The sequence below is a fragment of the Psychrobacter sp. 16-MNA-CIBAN-0192 genome (assembly GCF_040309565.1).
Lineage (GTDB): Bacteria > Pseudomonadota > Gammaproteobacteria > Pseudomonadales > Moraxellaceae > Psychrobacter.
Genome location: NZ_JBEOOX010000040.1, coordinates 1 through 582 on the forward strand (window position 1 = coordinate 1; position 582 = coordinate 582).

General features: G+C 47.4%; 1 protein-coding gene. It reads left to right on the top strand.

What is annotated here, in order from left to right:
• Positions 1-505 (top strand): ead/Ea22-like family protein (locus AAEY78_RS12265; protein WP_352339622.1); only part of this gene is annotated, 505 nt, incomplete at its 5' end.
• Positions 506-582 lie beyond the last annotated feature (77 nt).

A 582-nucleotide genomic window follows, 5' to 3' on the forward strand; every position in this document is an offset into this window, starting at 1 on the left:
GGCAATGCATGACGACTGGGGATTTGACGCAGACCTTTTCCATGAATTGGTAACACCATCGATTGTGCTGGAACTGCTGGATGAACGGGAAAGAAACCAGCAATACATCAAACGCCGCGACCAGGAGAACGAGGATATTGCGCTAACAGTAGGGAAACTGCGTGTTGAGCTTGAAACAGCAAAATCAAAACTCAACGAGCAGCGTGAGTATTACGAAGGTGTTATCTCGGATGGGAGTAAGCGTATTGCTAAACTGGAAAGCAACGAAGTCCGTGAAGACGGAAACCAGTTTCTTGTTGTTCGCCATCCTGGGAAGACTCCTGTTATCAAGCACTGCACTGGTGACCTGGAAGAGTTTCTGCGGCAGTTAATCGAACAAGACCCGTTAGTAACTATCGACATCATTACGCATCGCTATTACGGGGTTGGAGGTCAATGGGTTCAGGATGCAGGTGAGTATCTGCATATGATGTCTGACGCTGGCATTCGCATCAAAGGAGAGTGAGATCGGTTTTGTAAAAGATAACGCTTGTGAAAATGCTGAATTTCGCGTCGTCTTCACAGCGATGCCAGAGTCTGTAG